The organism is Actinophytocola sp. (genome assembly GCF_050699935.1).
Classification (GTDB): Bacteria; Actinomycetota; Actinomycetes; order Mycobacteriales; family Pseudonocardiaceae; genus Actinophytocola.
This window is the reverse complement of the sequence record NZ_JBOHGB010000047.1, coordinates 26,594-44,703: the sequence shown is the minus strand read 5'-3', so window position 1 is coordinate 44,703 and position 18,110 is coordinate 26,594. Positions and strand designations below refer to the sequence as shown.

At 71.3% G+C, this 18,110-nt stretch carries 18 protein-coding genes; 8 read left to right on the top strand and 10 right to left on the bottom strand.

Annotated features, from left to right (window positions below; genetic code table 11):
• A partial coding sequence (locus ACRDTB_RS17300) for a PfkB family carbohydrate kinase (RefSeq protein WP_431431456.1) occupies window positions 1–337 on the top strand: 337 nt, incomplete at its 5' end.
• A 61-nt stretch (window positions 338–398) separates the two neighbouring features.
• Here the strand turns inward: ACRDTB_RS17300 and ACRDTB_RS17295 are convergent.
• The gene (locus ACRDTB_RS17295) at window positions 399–1,388 is read right to left on the bottom strand and encodes an o-succinylbenzoate synthase (protein ID WP_431431454.1); all 990 of its coding nucleotides are present in this window, start codon (window positions 1,386–1,388) and stop codon (window positions 399–401) included.
• Between the two features lie 72 nt (window positions 1,389–1,460).
• On the opposite strand from ACRDTB_RS17295, the gene ACRDTB_RS17290 reads away from it, so the two are divergent.
• Window positions 1,461–2,897 (top strand): Nramp family divalent metal transporter, encoded by a 1,437-nt coding sequence (locus tag ACRDTB_RS17290; protein WP_431431451.1) that lies wholly within the window; start codon window positions 1,461–1,463, stop codon window positions 2,895–2,897.
• On the opposite strand, the gene ACRDTB_RS17285 is transcribed toward ACRDTB_RS17290, so the two are convergent.
• From ACRDTB_RS17285 to ACRDTB_RS17250, 8 genes are all read right to left on the bottom strand, one after another.
• The gene (locus ACRDTB_RS17285) at window positions 2,894–3,385 is read right to left on the bottom strand and encodes a gluconokinase (protein WP_431431458.1); all 492 of its coding nucleotides are present in this window, start codon (window positions 3,383–3,385) and stop codon (window positions 2,894–2,896) included. The two genes, ACRDTB_RS17290 and ACRDTB_RS17285, sit on opposite strands and share 4 nt — an antisense overlap.
• An 82-nt stretch (window positions 3,386–3,467) precedes the next feature.
• The gene (locus tag ACRDTB_RS17280) at window positions 3,468–4,232 is read right to left on the bottom strand and encodes an ESX secretion-associated protein EspG (RefSeq protein WP_431431449.1); all 765 of its coding nucleotides are present in this window, start codon (window positions 4,230–4,232) and stop codon (window positions 3,468–3,470) included.
• A gap of 8 nt (window positions 4,233–4,240) precedes the next feature.
• Window positions 4,241–5,494: a PPE domain-containing protein gene (locus tag ACRDTB_RS17275; protein WP_431431447.1), complete on the bottom strand. Its 1,254-nt coding sequence runs from the start codon at window positions 5,492–5,494 to the stop codon at window positions 4,241–4,243.
• A 14-nt stretch (window positions 5,495–5,508) separates the two neighbouring features.
• Window positions 5,509–6,096: a DUF3558 domain-containing protein gene (locus ACRDTB_RS17270; protein WP_431431446.1), complete on the bottom strand. Its 588-nt coding sequence runs from the start codon at window positions 6,094–6,096 to the stop codon at window positions 5,509–5,511.
• Window positions 6,093–6,440 carry a hypothetical protein gene (locus tag ACRDTB_RS17265; RefSeq protein ID WP_431431444.1) on the bottom strand — a complete coding sequence of 116 codons (348 nt, stop codon included), beginning with the start codon at window positions 6,438–6,440 and terminating at the stop codon, window positions 6,093–6,095. The genes ACRDTB_RS17270 and ACRDTB_RS17265 overlap by 4 nt, the downstream gene beginning before the upstream one ends.
• Before the next feature lie 288 nt (window positions 6,441–6,728).
• Window positions 6,729–9,176: a LamG-like jellyroll fold domain-containing protein gene (locus ACRDTB_RS17260; RefSeq protein WP_431431443.1), complete on the bottom strand. Its 2,448-nt coding sequence runs from the start codon at window positions 9,174–9,176 to the stop codon at window positions 6,729–6,731.
• 96 nt (window positions 9,177–9,272) lie between these two features.
• Complete coding sequence (locus ACRDTB_RS17255; protein WP_431431441.1) at window positions 9,273–9,503, bottom strand: hypothetical protein; 231 nt, start codon at window positions 9,501–9,503, stop codon at window positions 9,273–9,275.
• Between the two features lie 65 nt (window positions 9,504–9,568).
• Window positions 9,569–10,267, bottom strand: a complete 699-nt coding sequence (locus tag ACRDTB_RS17250; RefSeq protein ID WP_431431439.1) for a histidine phosphatase family protein — start codon at window positions 10,265–10,267, stop codon at window positions 9,569–9,571.
• A 77-nt stretch (window positions 10,268–10,344) separates the two neighbouring features.
• On the opposite strand from ACRDTB_RS17250, the gene ACRDTB_RS17245 reads away from it, so the two are divergent.
• The 6 genes from ACRDTB_RS17245 (at window position 10,345) to ACRDTB_RS17220 (ending at window position 17,449) form a co-directional block, all read left to right on the top strand.
• On the top strand, window positions 10,345–10,998 hold the full coding sequence (locus ACRDTB_RS17245; RefSeq protein WP_431431437.1) for a PadR family transcriptional regulator: 654 nt from the start codon (window positions 10,345–10,347) through the stop codon (window positions 10,996–10,998).
• A 245-nt stretch (window positions 10,999–11,243) separates the two neighbouring features.
• Window positions 11,244–12,263: an ATP-binding cassette domain-containing protein gene (locus ACRDTB_RS17240; RefSeq protein WP_431431435.1), complete on the top strand. Its 1,020-nt coding sequence runs from the start codon at window positions 11,244–11,246 to the stop codon at window positions 12,261–12,263.
• Window positions 12,260–13,036, top strand: a complete 777-nt coding sequence (locus ACRDTB_RS17235) for an ABC transporter permease (RefSeq protein WP_431431432.1) — start codon at window positions 12,260–12,262, stop codon at window positions 13,034–13,036. The genes ACRDTB_RS17240 and ACRDTB_RS17235 overlap by 4 nt, the downstream gene beginning before the upstream one ends.
• A 122-nt stretch (window positions 13,037–13,158) precedes the next feature.
• Window positions 13,159–14,334, top strand: a complete 1,176-nt coding sequence (gene fxlM, locus ACRDTB_RS17230) for a methyltransferase, FxLD system (protein ID WP_431431430.1) — start codon at window positions 13,159–13,161, stop codon at window positions 14,332–14,334.
• A gap of 341 nt (window positions 14,335–14,675) precedes the next feature.
• Complete coding sequence (locus ACRDTB_RS17225; RefSeq protein ID WP_431431427.1) at window positions 14,676–16,013, top strand: MFS transporter; 1,338 nt, start codon at window positions 14,676–14,678, stop codon at window positions 16,011–16,013.
• A complete protein-coding gene (locus ACRDTB_RS17220) occupies window positions 16,010–17,449 on the top strand; it encodes a pyridoxal phosphate-dependent decarboxylase family protein (RefSeq protein ID WP_431431424.1) in 1,440 nt (479 codons plus the stop codon). Before ACRDTB_RS17225 ends, ACRDTB_RS17220 begins: the two co-directional genes overlap by 4 nt.
• Before the next feature lie 83 nt (window positions 17,450–17,532).
• Here the strand turns inward: ACRDTB_RS17220 and ACRDTB_RS17215 are convergent, their stop codons facing one another.
• Window positions 17,533–18,039, bottom strand: a complete 507-nt coding sequence (locus tag ACRDTB_RS17215) for an Lrp/AsnC family transcriptional regulator (protein ID WP_431431422.1) — start codon at window positions 18,037–18,039, stop codon at window positions 17,533–17,535.
• Between the last annotated feature and the right edge of the window lie 71 nt (window positions 18,040–18,110).

The window sequence follows — 18,110 nt, the reverse complement described above, 5'->3', positions numbered from 1 at the left end:
TTCGGAGCTGGGCGTCCTGGCCCGGGCCCCCGAGCCCGAGAGCCCCGGCGAGGCCGCCGCGCTGGCCGCCGCGCTGGCCGGCCCGTCCGCCGTGGTGGTCACGCTCGGCGCGGACGGTGCCCTGGTCGTTCAGGACGGCACGGCCACGCATGTTCCCGCGACCGTGGTGGACGCCGTCGACGCGACCGGCGCGGGCGACGCGTTCTGCGGCGCCCTCGCCGACGGCCTGGCCCGTGGTGAGTCCCTTGTGGACGCGACGGAGTGGGCGGTCCGCGTGGCCGGCATCTCGACCACCCGCTGGGGCGCCCAGGCGAGCCCGACCCGCGCCGAGCTCTGACTCGCGTCCCGGAGTTGGGGACTCGCGTGCGGGAGCGGGGGACTCGCGGGGAGTAGTGGGCTCAGGTGAGCACGCGACCCTGCTCGACCAGGCGCGCCAGCCGGTCCCGCCACCATGCCGCCCGTACCGGGTCGGCGATCTCGTAGCGGTCCAGGAGCGAGGAGTCCGGGGTCGGCGGCACGGGGGCCACCGGCAGGAAGCCGTCCACCGGGCGCAGTGACCGGGCCGGGCCGACCACGTCCGACGTCAGCAGCGACACCGTGCCCAGTCCACACGCGAACTCCAGCGACGGCAGCGCGCCCGCGAGCGCCACGCCCGCCGCGAGTCCCACGCTCGTCTCCAGCGCCGAGGACACCACGCACGGCAGCCCGCACGCCTCGGCCACCCGCAGCGCCCGCCGCACGCCGCCGAGCGGGGTCGCCTTCAGCACCGCCACGTCCGCGGCCTCCGCGACCGCCACCCGAAGCGGGTCCGCGGCACGGCGGATCGACTCGTCCGCCGCGATCCGCACCGACACACGGCGGCGGACCAGCGCCAACTCCTCGACCGTCCGGCACGGCTGCTCGACGTACTCCAGCCCCCCGGCCGCCCGGTCCAGCGTGGCGATCGCGGACACCGCCGTGTCCACGTCCCACGCCCCGTTCGCGTCGCAGCGCACCAGACCCGACGGGCCGAGCGCGTCCCGCACCGCCTCGAGCCGCTCGACGTCCTCGGGCAGCGAGGCCGGGTGATCGGCCACCTTCACCTTGACCGTCCGGCAGCCCGACTCACGTGCGATCCGGTTCGCCCGCGCCGGATCGACCGCCGGCACCGTCGCGTTGACCGGCACCCGGCCGCGCACCGGGTCCGGCCAGCCGACCGTGCCCGCCTCGATCGCCGCGGTCAGCCAGGACGCCGACTCGGCGTCGTCGTACTCCGCGAACGCGGAGAACTCGCCCCACCCCACCGGTCCCTCGATCAGCATGCCCTCGCGCACGTCGATGCCGCGGAACCGGGTGGTCATCGGGATGGCGAAGGTCCGCGCGGTGTCGAAATCGATCAGTGTCTTCATCACTACTGACGCTAGCCGATCGTCACCGTTAGGCTTTTTCCACACACCCTGGACGGAAGGGGATGAACAAACATGACGACTGAGCACAACGAAGTCACGACCTCGGTACTGGACCGCTTCCCCGCGAAACACCTGGCAAAACCCGAGATACGCGCGTTACCGGAGCCGCCGAAGTCGACCTGGCGGATCATCGGACCGGGAGTCATCGCGGCCGGCGTCGGCCTGGCGTCCGGCGAGTTCATCCTCTACCCGTACATCGCCTCGCAGGTGGGGCTGGTGTTCGTGTGGGCCGCGCTGGTCGGCGTTGCCACGCAGTTCTTCCTGAACATGGAGATCGAGCGGTACACGCTCGCCACCGGTGAGACCGCGTTGACCGGGTTCAGCCGGTTCTGGCGGCACTGGGGCCTGGTGTTCGCGCTCCTGGCGATCCTCGCGAACCTGTGGCCCGGCTGGGCGACGAGCTCGGCGACACTGGTCACGTACCTGTGGGGCGGTGACGTCAAGTGGATCACCATTGGCCTGCTGCTCGCGATCGGCCTCATCCTCACCCTCGCCCCGGTCGTCTACGTGGCACTGGAACGCGCGGAGATGCTGAAGGTCGCCGCCGTGCTGGTGCTGCTGATCGTCGGCGCGTTCGTGGCGATCTCGGCGGACACCTGGGCCGACGCGCCGAAGATCGTGACCGACGCGAGGGTGCCGACCGAGCTCGGGTTCGCCCTGCTGCTGGGCGCCCTGGCGTTCGCGGGTGCCGGTGGCGGGCAGAACCTGGTGCAGAGCAACTGGATCCGTGACAAGGGCTTCGCCATGGGCCAGTACGTCCCGCGGATCAAGAGCCCGGTGACCGGGCAGCCGGAGGCCGCGCCGAGCACGGGCTTCATCTTCGAGCCGACCGATGAGCACATGGGACGCTGGCGCGCGTGGTGGCGGTTCGCGAACCGCGAGCAGCTCTACACGTTCGTGCTCATCACGTTCGTGACGATCCTGTTCACCTCGCTGCTCGCGTACGCGACCGTGTACGGCCGCGAGGACCTGCCGGACGACATCGGCTTCCTGCAGGTCGAGGGTGACCAGCTCAGCGCCGCGGTCGGCGGCTGGTTCGGCACGTTCTTCTGGATCGTGGGCGCGTTCTCGCTGTTCGCCGCCGCGCTCGGCATCGTGGACTACACGTCCCGGCTGGTCGCGGACGTCATCAAGACCTCCTATGCCCAGCAGGCCAAGGAGAGCACGCTGTACTTCGGCGTGGTGTGGGCGCTCGTGCTGATCGGCTGCGGCATCGTGCTCGCCGGCTTCGACCAGCCGATCGTGCTGCTGGTGATCTCGGCGTGCGTGGGCGGCGTGATGATGTTCATCTACTCGATCCTGCTGCTGGTGGTGAACCGCAAGGTGCTGCCGGACGAGATCAAGATCCGCGGCGGGCGGATCGCGGTGCTGGGTTGGTCGATCGCGCTGTTCGGCGTGCTCAGCGTGCTGACGATCATCGACCAGGGCAGCAAGCTGTTCGGCGACTAGTCCACTATGGACCGTGCGGCGGCGGTGACCAGGTCCGCCACGGAGGCGTCGAGTTCGAGTACGACGCCGCGCTCGTCCGCCCGGAGCGGCTCGAGCGCGGCGAACTGCGAGTCGACGAGGGACTCGGGCATGAAGTGCTCGGACCGATCCGCCACGCGCCGCCGCACGGTCTCCTGGTCACCGTGCAGGTGCACGAAAAGCGCCGACGGCGCGTTGTCGCGGAGGGTGTCGCGGTAGGCCCGTTTGAGCGCGGAACAGGTGACCACGGCGCCGGTGTCGGAGTGCTCGGCGAGCCACTCGCCGATGGCCCGCAGCCACGGCTGCCGATCGTCGTCGTCGAGCGGCTCGCCGGCCGACATCTTGTCGACGTTGACTCGCGGGTGGAAGTCGTCGGCATCACCGAACGGCACCCCGAGCCGCTCCGCGAGCGCAACGCCGACCGTGGTCTTGCCAGACCCGGTCACCCCCATGACGACGACCGGAGGCACCCTCACCCGCCACCCTCCTTCCCTCGCGGCGATCCGGACCTCGAGGGTAGCGGCGGCTCGGTGACCTTCGCCGTCGGTCGGGTCAGGTGCGGCCGAGCTCGGTGAGCAGCTCGCCGAGCTGGCGCGCGATGGCCTGCTCGGTGCCGGGCAGCAGGGTGACCCAGTTCTTCTTTCTGGTGAACAGATATCGGCCGGCCGGGTCGTCGTACACGCTCACGACGTGCGACGCGCGCCGGCGGACGCCGTCCGCGGGCGTACGCGCGGCACCGAAGTGGCCGAGCCGGATGGCGTCGCCGAGCACCGCCGTGATCTTGCGTGCCTCGGCCTTGCCGAGCCCGTCCGAGACGAGGGCGCGCCGGAAGCGGTCCCGATCCGAGCCGGCGCGTGCCGCGGCCCGGTCGAGCGCGGCGACCGGCAGGCTGATCGAGTTGCCGGTGCCGGCCGGGTGGGCGGGCAGCAGCCGAGCCGCCGCCGTCACCTCCTCGCCCCACTTGGTGACCCGCAGCGTGAGGTCGTCGGCCAGGACGGCGATCGTCACGCCGCGGCCGGCCCGGCTCACCAGCGCGAAGGTGCGCGGCCCCTGCTCGGCGAGCTGCAGCCGCGCGTCGATCTCCCACTCGGGGCGGGCGAGCCGGGTGAGCTGGTGCGCGAGCCAGTCGTCGACGGAGTCCGCGTCACCCAGGTTCTTGGCGGCGAGCGAAGCCCACGCCTTGGCGCGCAGCTCGGCGCGCTCCCGCTCGGTGGCCCCGGGCGAGGCGACGGCGATGACCGGCCGGTACGGGCCGAGCCGCAGGTGCTCCCAGAGCACGTCGTACTCGAGCCGGGTCAGGGTGACCTTGCCCGCCATGCTGATCCTCAGTCGTCTTCGCCGATGACGGCAGGCGCCACGGGCGGGGTGTCGTCCCAGAAGTCGTCGTTGTAGTCCTTGAGGTAGGCGGGCGAGTCGCGCTCCCGGTCCTCCTCACCACGACCGCCCCCGGCCCCGACCGGCGCCATCCCCGTACCGGCGCCACCTCGTGCACCGGTCGGCGGGGTCGCACGAAACGCGGCCGCGTTCTCGCGCGGGCCCGGTCCCGCGCCGACCACGCCGCCACGGCCGCCGGTCCCTCGCCCGCTCCCGCCGCCCGCGTTGCCACCTTTTGCGTTGCCACCTTTTGCGTTGCCACCGCCACCGGCGTTGCCCCCGCCGGGCTGCCGGCCAGTCACCGGGTCGTTCAGCACGCCGGTGCCCGGTACGAACGGGTTGGCCGGCGCGCCGCCCTGCCCACCCACGGGCGACGGCGGCGCGGGCGCCGACGGCCCGGCCACGACCCGAGACGGATCGGTGACCTGGCTCCCCGTTCCCGGCGCCACGCTCCCGGTCTCGGACGGCGCCGCGCTCCCGGTCTCGGACGGCGCCGCGCCCCCGCTCTCGGACGGCGCCGCGCCGGCAGGCGCGCCGCCCGCACCCGGTCCGTCGGCCTCGTCGGGTCCGCCGTTCTCGCTGTCGCTCAACGGGTTGCCGTCGATGACGCCACCCGCCCTGCCGCCCGGCTCGGTGCGCTCGGCCGCGGTGACGCCGATCTCGGGCGGGTCGGCAAAGGTGCCGGCGGTGTCCGCGGAGTCGATGCTGTTGGCCGTGTAGCCGTTCATCAGCTCGACAGCGCGCAGATGGGCCTGCTGGGACCGCTGGTCGACGGCGTCCTCGTCGGTCTGGCCGGCGAGCATCCCGGCGAAGTCGGTGGGCATGCCCTGGGCCAGCTTGGACGGTACGGCCACCGGCTCGGGCATCGAGTTCGCGACATGGACGAACCCGTCCGCGATCTGCTGCAGGCTGGCCTTGGTCTGCACGCCGGCCGTGGCCGACTCCTCCGCCCACCGCCCGATCGGCGACACGGCCCCGGACATCGACGCGGCCGCCTGTCCCTCCCAGGTCACGCCGGCCTCACGCTGGAGCCGCTCGATACGGTCGCGGGAGGCGGTCATGAGGTCGGTGAACTCGTGCCACGCTTGATCCGCCTCGGTGACCACACCGGCCCCCTTGGCGTCGGTGCGGACCCAGTGGTAGAGCTGCTCGTGGGTATTGCTTTCCCAGCGGTAACCGAAGAAACCCGGACCCCTGACGGTCATCGCGAACCCTCCGTTCATTGGTCCACCAGCGTGCTCATCAGTGCGGCGGCGAATTGGTGCGAGTACTCGCAGACCGGCGGAATGTCCGTCGGCACGGAATCCAACCCGATCTGGACGATGAGGTATTGGCCGTCGGCCACATCAACGGCGGTAAAACACCTGTTGTCGTCATTGGGCAAGGCAATGGTGTAAGTGGGGAAGTCGTCGATCGGATCGGTGGACTCGACCTGGCCGTACCGGCCGTCCTGCTCGTCGATGTCTTCGTAGGTCACCAACGTGGCGCCCATGTAGCCGATCTCTCCGAGCCACAAACAGGCGGCTGCCCCCTGGTCGTCCTTCCTGGGTTCGCCGGGATTGTCCAGGTAGTAGTCGGGATAGTCGGCCTCGGGCAGCAGGGTGCAGGGGTCGACGTCGTCCAGTGGAATATCTCGGGGCCGGTTCGGCTGTGTCGACGACGTGGTTTCCGCGGGATCACCACCGGACGAGGTGGCGGCGACGTCGTCGGGCCGGGGGTCTCCGGTCGACATGGTGGTACACCCGGCAGCCAGACCGGTGAGCAGGACAACAGACAAGCAGGTGATGGCGCGAAACGGACGGATCACTCGGGTCCTCGCCGGAACTCATCTGTGGTCTTGTCCTCGACCTGCCCATAGGTTCGGCCGCTCTCGCCCAGCTTGTCGGCCACGACGGACAGCCGTGCGACATATGCGTCCGCCATGTCGAGCGCGCTGCTGCCGTTCTGGCCCATCAGGTTCATCGTGTCCTTGCTGCACGGGTCACCGCCGGGCGGCTCGATGAAACGAAGGCGGTCCCCGTTGGTGAACAGCCACCGACGGACCCTGTCGGCCTCTTCCTCGATGCCTTGCTTGAGTTGCATGAGTCGGCTCGGGTCCACAAGCATGCGGCCCGAACCACCCGAGTCCTCGGGATCGGTGTCGATGTACACCGGGCTCACCCCCAGACTGGTCGCGGGGGCGTCCCGCACCCCGGACAGAAGGTTAGCGCAAAGACGTCACGGTGAGTGGTGTGATGGTGAGGCTCCGTCACCAGGGTTGGAATCCCACTCGAACGGACTAACTCGGGTCGAGATCGAGTCGCGGATTGCGAGCGCCTTTTGTTGCACGGGCACATATCGAGGTGCGGATTGTGACCGCCGGCCGTGGCGTTTTGGGGCGCCACGGCCGGCGCAGCCGTTCTCACCAGTTCATTCGCGTTGCGGGGTTGACGTGGTGCGTTAGCGTCCGGACCGGTAAAGCTCGGCCACCTCGTTGTCCGGGAGGGCTCGGTCGTAGACGTGTACCTGGTCGATCGCGCCTCGCCAGTGGTCTACGGGGTTGCCGCCGAACTTGGCTCGGCCGATCACCGTGTTGCCCTTCGCGTCGGTGGCGGTGCAGGCGGTCCGCGTGCCTGCGGGCTGACCGTCCACATAGAGCTTCAGCGTGCCGGATGCCGCGTCGCGGACGCCGGCAAGGTGGTACCAGCGGCCGGTCTCCGGTGGGGAGGGCGCGAGCGCGCGCACGCCGACGAAGCTGAACGCGAAACGGTTGTCCGCACCGGAATACTGCAGGAAGAACCCGCTGTCCGCGGTGCCGTCCTGGCTCACGGCGGTGGCGAACCCGCCCAGGCTGTCGAGCCTCACCCACGTTGCCACCGAATAGTTGCCCGTCGTGTCGAGGAGGGCGCGGCCGGTGTCCACATGGGACCCGTCGCCGGTGAACGCCAGTGCGGGGCCGTGTACGCCCGATATCCAGGTGGGACTCCCGACGAACGTGGCGTCCGCGTCGCCCACGGCGTCGGCGGTCGTCGTGCCGGTGTTCTCGTCGAACGGGTAGTAGTGGATCCCGTCCGGGCCGGGGGTGCCCGGCGGGGGCGGCTGCGTGCCATCGCCGGAGCCGTCCGCGCCCGCGATAATCTCCTCGTTCACCGCCCGCACCTGGGCGAAGTCCATCTTCTCCACCTGCCGGTCGTAGGTGAAGAAACCGTTGACCTCGTGCTCCACGTCGGTGATCTGCGTGTAGATCGCCCCCGAGATCCCGCAGCTCTGCGCCGCCGACAGCACGTCGCGCTGGTTCTCCACGTACCGGCGGGTGAGCGTGGCCGAGTCCGGCGTCATCTCGTACGCATGCCCCTCGCCGAACCACATGTGGTCCTCGACCTCCAGCCCGAAGCCGCCGTGCTCGCCGTCCACCGCCACGCGGTTCGCGTCCGGCACGGGCTGCGCGGGGCCGACGTAGGCGTGGTGGTCGATCATGTCGCCGCGGCCGGAGTCCCCGTGCGAGGCACAGCAGTTCACGCCGCTGTGCGCGTTCACCAAGCGGCTGGGGTCCTGGGCCTTCACCTCGTCGGCGATGCGCCCGGTCTCGGTGCGGTCCCACTCGCCCCAGCCCTCGTTGAACGGCACCCACGCCACGACCGACGTCCAGTTGTCGTGCTGGTCCACCATCGTGTGCAGCTGGCGCTCGAACTCCGCCCGCGCGTCCGGCGGCGGCCGCTCTTCGGACGTCTTCATCGACGGCATGTCCTGCCACACCAGCAGACCCAGCCGGTCCGCGTGGTAGAACCAGCGGTCCGGCTCGACCTTGATGTGCTTGCGAACCCCGTTGAACCCCATCACCTTGTGCTGCTCGAGGTCGAACCGCAGCGCCTCGTCCGTGGGCGCGGTGTGGATGCCGTCCGGCCAGAAGCCCTGGTCCAGGGTGGCCAGGTGGAACAGGATCTCGCCGTTCAGCGTCATGCGCAGCTTGCCGTCCGCGCCCGGCCTCATGCCGATCTCGCGCATGCCGAAGTACGAGCCGACCCGGTCCACGACCGTCCTCTTGCGACCCTCGACGAGCGACACCCGCAGGTCGTAGAGGAACGGCGAGTCCGGCGACCAGAGCTTCGCGTCCGGCACCGGCAGTCGCAGCGGGCTGTTCGCCGGCCCGGTCACGTGGCCGACCTCGGTGCCGTCGTCGTAGGCGATCGCCTCGACCGTGGCGTCACCGCCCTCGGTGCGCGCGGTCAGCGCCAGGCTGCCGTCGGCGAGGTCCGGCGTCATGTCGAGCTTCGTGATGTGCTTGGCGGACAACGGTTCCAGCCAGACGGTCTGCCAGATGCCCGAGCTGCCGGTGTAGAAGATGCCGCGGTCGGGCACCCGGCGCTGCTTGCCGACGGGCTGCCACGTGGCGTCGGTGAGGTCCTCCACCCCGACGATCAGCTCCTGCGGGCCCCGGCCCGTCAACGCGTCCGTGATGTCCACACTGAACTTGTCGTAGCCGCCTCGGTGCGTGGTCACCCGCGTGCCGTTGACCCACACCGTGGCGTCGTAGTCGACCGCGCCGACGTGGAGCACGAGCCGCTCGGAGGCCTTCCCGGCCTTCCAGCGGGCCGGCACGTCGAACGTGCGCCGGTACCACATCCGGTCCTCGCTGCGCTGGATTCCGGACAGCGCGGACTCGATCGGGTACGGCACGAGGATCCGCTCGCCCAGCGACTGGCCGACCGGCGGCGTGGTCAGGTCGTCGGCCGCGGCGAACTCCCACACCCCGTTGAGGTTCCGCCAGCGCTCGCGGGTCAGCTGCGGTCTCGGGTACTCCGGCAGGGCGTTGTCCGGCCCCACCTGGTCGGTCCAGGGCGTGGACAGCGGCGGGGTGCCGGGCTGCCACACCGGGTCGGCGGTCGCGGACGTGGACATGGCTGGCATCAGCGCCACGGTAGTGACGGTTGCTGCGATCGCACTGAGCACCCTTCTTCGTGCGGCGGTCTTCATGGCAGGGTGACCTCCTGACTCGGAACCGGGTTACCGCTCGCGGGTCGGCGCGGCTGAGAGGGCCTGGACGGCGAACGACGACGGCCAGGAATGCGCCGCTGACCACGGAAATGGTAGTGCGAGGACGGCGTGCGCGATCCGGTTGATTTCGCCACCCGTCGCCCTTGCGTCCGGCCCGACACGGTCGGTACCGTTCGTGGGAATGCGCTTGCCCGCACCGATGGCGAGCATGATGACGATGCCGTCGTGCGCATCGCTCACGGTGCCGCCGGGGCCGGTGCCCGCGGGAGCCACAGCCGCGGCCACCCGCCCCGGCGCTTCCTTTGCTACGTCAGGGGTTGCGGCCGCACGGTGAATGCCGGGTGTAGGTGCGCGGTGTCGTTGAAGCGGCGGATGAGCCAGCGGTCCTCGGTCACCACGAGCTGGGTGATCGAGGCGTTGTCGGCACCGACGAAGGCGAACGGCCGTGACTCGGTCGCCATCGCCACCACCTGGCCGATCACGCCGCCGTGGGTGAACACGGCCACGCGCTGGTCCGGGTGGGCCGCGGCGATCCGCTTGATCGACGCCCGTACCCGGGCCGCGAGGTCCTCAGTGGACTCCGCGTTGGGGATCACGTCCCAGCGCTGGATCTCCCACATGCGCTGGGCCATCTCGTGGTTCTCCGACACCCGGATGCGGAACAGGCCGCCCTCCCAGTCGCCGAGCCGCACCTCGCGCATGCCCGGCTCGACCGCGGGCGTGAGGCCGAGGCGCTTCGCGAGCGGTGCCGCGGTCTGCACCGTGCGGCGCAGGCCGGAGACGTAGATCGCCTCGATGGGCTCGACCGCGAGCCGGTCGCCGACGACCTCGGCCTCGCGTTCGCCCTCGACCGCGAGCGGCGGGTCGCTGTGCCCGTCGACCAGCGGGAACGATCGGTTCTCCCTGGCGGGGGCGGACTCGCCGTGGCGTACGAGCAGGATGTCCGTGGCGCCGGGTGGCAGCGTGAAGCGGAACTGGCGGTATTCGGTCTGCGGTTCGGTCACGTCCCCAATTCAACACCGTGGGGCGCGGGCGGCAGGCAAATACTCGACCTCGGATATTTGGGGCTACGATGACCACCATGACGAAGCGGAAGGTCTCCAACCCGCTCGCCCTCGCCGTGCTGGCCCTACTCGCGGAACGGCCGATGCATCCGTACGAGATGTCCAGCACGCTGCGGGAACGAGCCAAGGAGGAGAGCATCAAGCTCAACTACGGCTCGCTCTACTCCGTGGTCGAGTCGCTGCGCCGGCACGGGCTGATCGACGTGCGGGAGACCATCCGCGAGGGTCGCCGGCCGGAGCGCACGGTGTACGCGATCACCGAGAACGGCCGGTTCGAGCTCGTCGACTGGATGTCGGAGCTGCTTTCCGTGCCGGTCAAGGAGTACACGCAGTTCGAGGCGGCGCTCACGTTGATACCGGTGATCAACCCCGACGACGTCCAGCGGCTGCTGGAGACGCGGCTCATCCGGCTGGACGCGGAGATCGCGACGGTGGGCGGGGTCATGGACGAGATGGCCCGGCGCGGCATGCCCTACCTGTGGGCGATCGAGGCCGACTACGTCCGCGCGCTGCGGCGGGCGGAACGGGAGTTCGTCCGCGACCTCGCGGAGAAGATCCGGAACGGCACGCTGGAGGGCGTGGACCTCTGGCGGCGCGCGCACGAGGGCGGCGAGCTGCCGAGCGAGGAGGACTGGATGCGCGCCTCCGAGCACCTGCGACGCGTCAAGTGACGGTCACGATGACACCGTCTTGACGTCAGCGTGATGTCAGCACATACTCGACTTCGGATATACGTACTCGGGGAGAAGGGGAGAAGTTCCACTGACACGACGCTGGCCGGGTGTGGCAACACCCGGCCAGCGATCAGAAACCCAGGCTCGATCCGTGCCGGCTCGCGTACCCAGGCTGCGCTTTCCACCATAGCTGGCCGTCATGCGCGGATCGACCTGGTGACAATCCAGGAAGGTGCACGCAGATGACCATGCCCACCGGGCGGGCGACCGCCGCGCCACGGTCCGCGGACCCGCCGGCCGCCCCGCCGGCGATCGTCGCCGAGGCGCTCGTGAAGACCTACGGCGAGGTCGAGGCGCTGGCCAGGCTGAGCTTCGTGGTGCCCACCGGCACCGTGTTCGGTCTGCTCGGCCCCAACGGCGCCGGCAAGTCGACGACCATCAAGATCCTCACCACGCTGTCCAGGCCGAGCAGCGGCACCGCGTCGGTGGCCGGCATCGACGTGCTGCGCCGGCCCGACGATGTGCGACGCGCGATCGGCGTCGTCACCCAGGGCTCGGGCACCGACCCGATGGCCACCGGCCGGGAGAACCTGTTGCTGGCCGGCCGGATCCACGGCCTGCGCGGTCGCCCCGCGAAGAGCCGAGTGGACGAGCTGCTCGAGCGGTTCGGCCTGACCGAGGCGGCGAAGCGGGTGGTGAAGACCTACTCCGGCGGCATGCAGCGCAAGCTCGACGTCGCCATGGGGCTGGTGCACCGGCCCGCGGTGCTGTTCCTCGACGAGCCGACGACCGGGCTGGACCCGCAGGCGCGCGCGGAGATGTGGGCCGAGATCGCCCGGCTGGCCGCGCACGAGCGGCTGACGGTCCTGCTCACCACGCACTACCTCGAGGAGGCCGATCACCTCGCCGACGAGCTGCTGATCGTCGACAGGGGGCGGGCCGTCGCGCAGGGCAGCCCGGAGCGGCTCAAGAGCGAGCTGCGCGGTGACGCGGTCGTGATCGAGCTGGCGCCCGACGCCGACCTCGTGCTCGCCGACCGGGCGATCGACGGGCTCGAGGGCACCCGGGAGGTCACCGTCGAGGGGCGCACCATCCGCACCCGGGTGGATCACGGCGCGTCCGCGGTGCCCGCGGTGCTCGCGGCCCTGGAGCGGGAGTCGGTCCCGGTCGCGGCGGTCACCGTCGCCCGCCCGTCGCTCGATGACGTCTACCTGCGGCACACGGGCCGCTCGTTCGCGGCCGCCGAGGAGGTGGCGGCATGACGACCGTGTTGCCGCACTCCGCGTACCTGACCAGCCGGCTGCTGCGGGCCACGGGCCGCCAGCCGGCCTTCGTGGTGATCATGCTGATCCAGCCGATGATCTGGCTGCTGCTGTTCGGGCAGCTGTTCAAGCGGGTGGTGGAGCTGCCGGGCTTCGCGTCCGGGTCCTACATCGACTTCCTCACGCCCGGCGTGGTCGTGATGACCGTGCTGTTCACCAGCGGGTGGGCGGGCATGGCGTTCATCGACGACATGGCGCGCGGGGTGATGGACCGGATGCTGTCCTCGCCGGTCAGCCGCATGGCGATGATGATCTCGTCGGTGGTGAACCAGGCCGTGACGATCGTCGTGCAGGGCCTGATCATCGTGGTCATCGGCCTGCTGCTGGGCGCGTCGTTCTCCGGTGGGGTGGTCGGTGTGGTGATCATGCTCGTGGCGGCGGTGCTGCTGGCCGCGGCGTTCGCGTCGCTGTCCAACGGCATGGCGCTGATCGTGCGGACGCAGGAGTCGCTGATCGGGTTCTCCACGATGCTGACGCTGCCGCTGTCGTTCCTGTCCTCGGCGATGATGGCGCGCGAGGCGGCGCCGGGCTGGATCCAGACGGTGTCGAGCTACAACCCGGTGGACTGGACGGTCGTCGCGAGCCGGGAGGCGCTGGCGGCGAACCCGGACTGGTCGGCGATCTGGCCCCGGCTGGGCGGGTTGCTGCTCGTGGCGCTCGCGGCGGTCTGGCTGGCGACCCGGGCGTTCCGGTCCTACCAGCGCTCGCAGTAACCGTTCGGGTGCGAGGTGCTCCGCCGGCCGACGGCGGGGCACCTCGGTGCCGGCGCGGGGCTTGCCCACAATGGTGTCGCCAGTGGGAGCATGGTGCCGGTCTCTACCGAACGGGAGGCGCGTTGGGTGCCGAGTTGAACGGTTTGCGCGGGCAGCTGCTCGCCACGGTCCGCGAGCAGGGCGGCGCCGTCGACGCACTGGTGGCCGACGCGCTGCGCAACGTGCCCCGCCACATCTTCCTGCCCGACCTGCCGCCCGACGCCGCCTACCGCGACGAGGCGATCGTCACCAAGTGGGACGCCGACGGGATGCCGACGAGCTCGTCCTCCCAGCCCACGATCATGGCGATCATGCTGGACCAGCTCGGTGCCACCCGCGGCCAGCGGGTGCTCGAGATCGGTGCTGGCACGGGGTTCAACGCCGGCCTGCTCGCGCACATCGTCGGTCCGAAGGGGAGCGTCGTCAGCATCGACCTCGACCCGGAGATCGTCGACCGGGCGGAGGAGAACCTGTCGGCCGCGGGGTGCGACCGCGTCACGGTCCTGCACACCGACGGCGCGCTCGGCCATCCTCCCCGCGCGCCCTACGACCGCATCATCGCGACGGTCGGCGTCTGGGACCTCGCGCCCGCCTGGCACGAGCAGCTCGCACCGGACGGCCGCCTCGTCGTCCCGCTCGACCTGCGTGGCGTGCAGCGGTCGGTCTGCTTCGAGCGGGTGGATGACTACTGGACCAGCCGGTCCGCGCGCGCGTGTGGGTTCATGCGGATGCGCGGGCAGTTCGCCGGCCCGGAGCGGAACCACCTGCTGGACAAGCAAACCCACCTCACGCTGAGCCTGCCCGAGGCACGCGAGCTCGACACGGCGGCCGTGGTCGAGGCGCTCGACGCGCCCGAGGTCGAGATCCGCACCGGCGTCGCGCCCACGCAGTCGGAGTTCTTCGACGGCTTCGGGCTGTGGCTCGCGATCCGTGAGCCGCGCTGGTTCTCACTGTCCGAACAGGACCCGGGCACGCGCCTGGGGAGCGCCCCGATGCGCGCGCCGGACGCCGTGGTCACCGCCGGCGTCCTGGACGAGTTCGGCCTGGCGACGCTGTCGGTCGGCTCGGCCGGCGAGCTGGTGGTCACGGGTGCCGAGCGGATCGCCGAGGAGCTCGCCGAGCACGTCGTCGCCTGGGACGAGGCCGGGCGCCCCGGCTCGACCGGCCTGCGCATCGACGCGCACCCGGCCGGCAGCGACGCCACGGGCGAGTACGTGATCGACAAGAAATGCGTCCGCCTGGTCCTGACCTGGCCCTAACCCCGCGAGTCCCCCGCTCCCCGCACGCGAGTCCCCCGCTCCCCGCATCCGCGAGTCCAACGTTCGCGACGCGCGAGTCCAACACTCGTGACCGGCGAGTTCGACGTTCGCGATGGGCGAGCCTTGCTCCCGGCCCGGGTCTCTCCTGAGTGGACGCGGTGCCGGACTCGCGGGTTCTGAGTGTTGGACTCGCGGGTTCTGAGTGTTGGACTCGCGGGTTCGGGGTGTTGGACTCGCGGGTTCGGGGTGTTGGACTCGCGGGTTCGGGGTGTTGGACTCGCGTGTGGGAGTGGGGGACTCGCGGTGGACGGGTGGGGGTGGGGGACGTAAGGTCCCGCGCAATGATGAATTCTGCTCACGTTCCGGTCGCGGTGGCGGACCGGTTGCCCGTGCGGACGCGGTTCGGCTACGCGCTCGGTTCGTTGTCGACGGGTGCGTTCGGCACGGTGCCCGGGCTCCTGCTGCTGCCGTACCTGACCGACACGCTCGCGGTGTCCGCCTCCCTCGCGGGCCTGCTCGTGCTGCTGCCGAAGGCGTGGGACGTGCTGTTCAACCCGGTCGCCGGGCGGATCAGCGACCGCACGCACACGCGGCTGGGAGCCCGCCGGCCCTACCTGATCGGCGGCGGGATCGCGCTCGCGATCTGCTTCGCGGGCTTGTTCGCCGGCCCGAACACCGGCTCGGCGAGCGTCGACGCGCTGTACGTGGCCGGCATGTTCCTCCTGTGCGCCACCGCGTTCGCGTTCTTCCAGGTGCCCTACAACGCGCTGCCGGTCGAGCTGACCGCCGACCCGGGCGAGCGCACCCGGCTGACCACGTGGCGGATCGCGGTGCTCGCCATCGCGATCCTGGTATCCGGCGCCGGCGCGCCCGCGCTCCGGGACGCGGTCGGCGGCATCGCCGGCTACCGGGTGATGGGCATCGCGGTCGGCGTGCTGATCGTCGTCGGCGCGGTGGGCGTGTTCATCGGCACCGCGCGGGCGCCGCACGGCCGGGTGCTGCCGTCGGTGTCCAGCTGGCGGGAGGTGGCCGCGGCGGTGCGGGACTGCCGGGCGTTCCGCTGGCTGCTCACCGCGTTCGTGATCCAGGCGATCGGCATCGGCACGCTGCTCGCCGGCGTCGACTACGTGGCCCGGGTGGGCATCGGCGACAGAGCCCTGCAGCCGCTGCTGTTCGCCGCCTTCGTGGCGCCCGCGCTGCTCGTGATGCCGGTGTGGCAACGGGTCGCGGACCGGTTCGGCAAGCGGGTCGGCTACGTGATCGCCACGCTGGTGTTCACCGTCGGCGTGCTGGGGCTGCTCGGCGCGCGGGTGTTCCCGGTCGCCCTCGTGGTGGCGTGCGCGGCGGTGGTCGGCGTCGGGTACGCGGGGATGCAGGTGTTCCCGCTGGCCCTGCTGCCGGACGTGATCAGCGCCGAGGAGCGCCGGACGGGCCAGATCCGCGCCGGCCTGTTCGCCGGCGTGTGGACGGCCGGCGAGACGCTCGGGCTCGCGCTCGGGCCAGCCCTGTACGGCCTGGTGCTGGCCATCGGCGGCTACGTGTCCTCGGCCGGAACCGATGTCGCCCAGCCCTCCGGCGCGGTCACTGCGGTGATCGTCGGCGCCGGCCTCATCCCCGCCCTGTTCGCGCTCGGCGGCCTGCCGCTGCTGCGGCGCCGCGTTCTGGAGGTTGCCGCATGACCGCGGGTCTGCCCGCCGACCAGGTACTCGACGAGCTGCGCGGGCTGCGGGACGGCGACCTGCCGACTCACGGCGGCCGCACCCTGGCCTACGTCTACGACAGCGGCCTGTCCGGTGTGGACAGTCTGGCCGCGGCCGCGCACGCGCTGGCGAGCTCCGCCAACGCCCTGGACCCGACCGCGTTCCCCAGCTTGCTGCGGATGGAGAACGACGTGGTGGCGACCGCCGCGGCATTGCTCGGCGGCGGGCCGGACACGGTCGGCTCGGTGACCTCCGGCGGGACCGAGAGCTGCCTGCTGGCGGTGCAGGCCGCGCGGGACGCGCGCGCGGACGTCGACCGGCCGCGGATGGTCCTGGCCACGACCGCGCACGCCGCGTTCCACAAGGCGGCGCACTACTTCGGCGTCGAGGCGGTCGGCGTGCCGGTCGACCCGGTGACGTTCCGCGCGGACCCCGACGCGATGGCCGCGGCGATCGACGACCGCACGGTGCTGGTCGTGGTTAGCGCGCCGTCCTACGCGCACGGTGTGGTCGACCCGGTGGCACCGGTCGCGGCCGCGGCGGCCGAGCGGGGTGTTCGGTGCCATGTGGACGCCTGCATCGGCGGCTGGGTGCTGCCGCACCTGCGGCACCTGGGCGTCCCGGTGCCCGACTTCGACCTGTCGGTGCCCGGCGTGACGAGCCTGTCGGTGGACCTGCACAAGTACGCCTACTGTCCCAAGGGGACGTCGGTGCTGCTGCACGCGTCCGCGGGCCTGCGGCACGCCCAGTACTTCGCGAGCGCGCGCTGGCCGGGCTACACGATGCTGAACTCGACCCTGCAGTCCACCCGGTCCGGCGGTCCCCTGGCGGCGGCGTGGGCGGTGTTGCGGCACCTCGGCGACGCGGGTTACGCGCGGCTGGCGGCGCTGACGCTCGGCGCGGTGCGGGCGCTGCGGTCGGGCATCGAGGAGGTCGAGGGCCTGCGGATCCTGGGCGACCCGGTGTCGACGCTGCTCGCGGTGGCCGCGGACGGGGACGACGTCGACGTGTTCACCGTGGCCGACGAGATGACCGAGCGGCGCTGGTACGTGCAGCCGCAGTTCGCGTTCGAGTCCTCGCCCGCGAACCTGCACCTGACGGTCACCGCGGCGAACCACGGCAGCGAGGCGGAGCTGCTCGCCGACCTCGCCGGCGCAGTCGCGGCCGCGCGGCGAGCCGGCCCGGTGCGGCTCGCGCCGGAGCTGGTGTCGGCGATCGGCGCGCTGGACCCGGACTCGCTGACGCATGAGCAGTTCGCCGGCCTGCTCGCCGCGGCCGGGTTCGACGGGGTCGACGGCGCTGTCGCCGCGCCGAAACGGATGGCGGAGGTGAACGCGATGCTCGCGGTGGCCGCGCCGGCGCTGCGCGAGCGTTTGCTGGTGGAGTTCCTCAGCGCCATGTACACGCCCACCTGATCCGCGAGTCCCCCGCACTCGCGGGTGGTGGTCAGACGACCATGCCGCTGGTGGGTGCGGGTCGCGACGTCACGCGTGACGTGTCACGAATTCGACCAGCCTGCGGCCCGGGTCGCGGTCAGGTAGTCCTCGACGGGTGGCTCGACCGGGCGCCCCTCGAACTGCGTCGACAGCACCACCGACGACCGCAGCTCGCCGTGTTGGCCGACTCGCTCGAAGAAGCCCTCGAGGTGGTCGAGGGTCGCCGCGCGGACCTTCAGCATCGTGCAGTGGTCGCCGGAGAGCTTGTGCACCTCGACGATCTCCGGGTAGTCCGCGGCCTTGCTGGTCTTCAGCAGGCACTTGCCGAGCGAGCACCGCAGCTGCACGAACGCGAGGAACGGGTAGCCGGCCCGCCGCGCGTCCACCTCCGCGCGGTAGCCGCTGATCACGCCCGACTCCTCCAGCCGCCGCACGCGCTCGGCGACCGCGGGCGCGGACAGGTTGATCCGGCGACCCAGCTCCTTGAACGACAGCCGCCCGTCGGCCTGCAGCTCCTCGACGATCTGCCAGTCGACCCGATCCAGGGTCCTTTCCGAACGAAAGGACATGGCCGCCACATTCCTTCCACACAGCCGGTGGGCGCGACGATACGCCTGCGACAGCCCATTCGAAACGGCGT